The 2,130-nt window shown below is 40.8% G+C and carries 1 protein-coding gene and 1 pseudogene; one reads left to right on the forward strand and one right to left on the reverse strand.

Annotated elements, in window-relative coordinates:
• On the forward strand, positions 1-944 hold a 944-nt coding region (locus PSE7429_RS26435; protein ID WP_009629494.1), incomplete at its 5' end, for a hypothetical protein.
• A 3-nt stretch (positions 945-947) separates the two neighbouring features.
• Here the strand turns inward: PSE7429_RS26435 and PSE7429_RS21560 are convergent.
• Positions 948-2,008: pseudogene (locus PSE7429_RS21560) on the reverse strand (IS701 family transposase).
• Between the last annotated feature and the right edge of the window lie 122 nt (positions 2,009-2,130).

The following is a 2,130-nucleotide window of genomic DNA, read 5'->3' on the forward strand; positions in this document are numbered from 1 at the left end:
TGGGTGATATTCTAACTGATTATGTTAGAACTGACAGTGCTGGTAGCATTGGTGGAAATATCACTCTAGATGCTGGCGCTGCTTTACTCTCTGCTGCTGGAATTGGTGGAACTGTTCGGGCAATTAATTCATTTAGTTTTGCGGGACAAGATTTTAGCCTTTATGCTGGAATGAGAGAAGGCTCGACAATTAATGTAAAGTATCGCGAAGCATCATTTGCTATTGGTGATGCCTCCACTAATGGAACTAAAGGCTCTGTTATGTCTAGTGCAAGTTTAGTAGCGGATTGGAAAATTGATAATAAATTTAAACTTGCTTCTCAAACTAAGAAAATAGAACTCAATTTTGAATCTTATATTAATAATTTCACTGCACTTGAGAATAGGGTCAACGCACTAGTCAATATCAGTTATCAGACTGAGTATTTGTCAAACATCGTGAAGACTATATTCCAGCCTGTCTACTCAGCGATCACTTATTTCTATGGACTCCTTGGTGCGACCCCTCCTATGGAATTAAAAGATATCTTCACTGGATATGTTAATGATGTCAAGACGTTGCAGAAAGCTAAAACTCTAACAACAGTGGCTGCGTTACAGGATAGTGAATTTAAGAGTAACGAACTGAATGCTGCTAGATTCGTATTGCCAGACATTGCTCGATTACTTACGAGCGCTAAGAAGTTTTCAGTAACTGATAACGCTCAGATTGCTTATATTCTGGCAACAGTAAGTCATGAGGTTAAATTTGGACATCGTGAGACATTGCAGTTGCCGTCTACTGATGGCAATAATGGCTTGTATGAGTACGCTAAAACACCCTCTGGCTATTACGATCCGAGCGCACCATTGCGCTCTAAGAATGAATTTAAATATTTTCAGGGCGAATATGGAAACAATCGTGGGAATTTAATCCCTCCAACCGATGCTGGAGAAGTACTCTAGAAGTTACGCATTGACAGAAGGGAGAAGATTTGCAGGTAGGAGATAATTGTAATCAGCTAAGTTTTCCATGACAAAAGAACGAATGACATCATTGAACAAATTACGCTTGAGGGCATAGCAATTCGTAATTAAATTGTGAATACAACGCAACTGCAAATGGACAAAAGCGGAAATAGCAGCAAAGATATGATTGGAGATAGCCACAGTCTGTCTAACGAAGAAACGCTCAATATTGGCAACTTGTTTAACAGTTCTGTGGAAAGATTCAATCTGCCAATGCAGATCATGGATGTCCAAGAATTGAGCCCGAGTAATCTCAGCAATTTTGTCAGGGTCAGGTCGGTAGATGATGTAGTGACGGAACTCGTTTTTGAAAACCGTTCTAAACACCTTGACCAAACCAAACCCCTTAAGATGCATCTCTATTCCAGTATAGGGAATTTCGCAGTTTGATACCGAAGAATATGCGGTTGCATCTGCACTCAAGGAGACTGAGCGATTTTTTCAATGCCAAACAGAAACCCAAGTTCATAGTGTTTGATGTACTCAAGATTCTCGGCACTGGCATACCAACTATCACCTGTGACAAATGCTGGTTTCAGTCCCCATGCGATAACTTCGGCAAGCATCTCCCGAAAATATTCATTCTTGGTCTTGCCCTCTTCTTTGTTATAAATACGGTAATTGACAGGGAAAGCACGTCCGTCAATATCGGTGTAGTACAGGGTGATGAGATTAATCCCCTTCACCACTTTCTTGTGTTTACCTGACCAGAAATAGCTGATTAGCGTTGCTTTGCTGGTATTACTGTAGGGTTTATCTAGCACTGTATCATCGACACTCAGTACTCCTCCCCCTTTCTTGATGTTTGGCTCTACGCTTTGGTAGAGGTCTTTTCCTGTATAGCTTTCCCGTAGCAAAAATCGGTTCACACTATCATGAGACACTTCTTTGAGGATCTCGCCTAACCTCACACAACTTACCTGTTTTGGTTCTGACAGTAAAAACAAGATGTACTTGTTCAAGTCACATTTTGCCGTTGATGGTTTGCTGATTTCCCTCATTTTTGCTATGGCTATTGCTGGCTAACTCAATGCCTATTTTCTCCCTTTTGTCAATGCGTAACTTCTATCTAATTTACAGCCCCATCTGAACAATCCCATCAGACAACTCGATCAGACAGCTC

It is taken from the genome of Pseudanabaena biceps PCC 7429 (genome assembly GCF_000332215.1).
Lineage (GTDB): Bacteria > Cyanobacteriota > Cyanobacteriia > Pseudanabaenales > Pseudanabaenaceae > Pseudanabaena > Pseudanabaena biceps.